The following is a 275-nucleotide window of genomic DNA, read 5'->3' on the forward strand; positions in this document are numbered from 1 at the left end:
GGAAGAACAGGTCCTAAATTCAAAGTCATAAGAACGAATCCAAAAGGGATATTGATTGTGGATGAACTCACAAAAGTGGAGCTCAAGGAAGAGTCAGTCGAAGAGGTTTCTGAACAATTAACAGGCGTTACATATGAAGATATTGGCGGGCTGACTGAAGAGATCAGAAAAGTAAGGGAGATGATCGAGCTTCCACTAAAGCATCCAGAGTTATTCGAGAGACTGGGTATTACCCCACCAAAAGGTGTATTATTGCATGGACCGCCGGGAACGGG

1 pseudogene is annotated in these 275 nt (G+C 44.0%); it reads left to right on the forward strand.

Features of this window, described 5'->3' with window-relative positions:
* Positions 1-275 (forward strand): annotated as a pseudogene (locus ACP5SL_RS05865) (ATPase); the annotation flags it as partial.

This window comes from Fervidicoccus sp. (assembly GCF_049967375.1).
Classification (GTDB): domain Archaea; phylum Thermoproteota; class Thermoprotei_A; order Sulfolobales; family Fervidicoccaceae; genus Fervidicoccus; species Fervidicoccus fontis.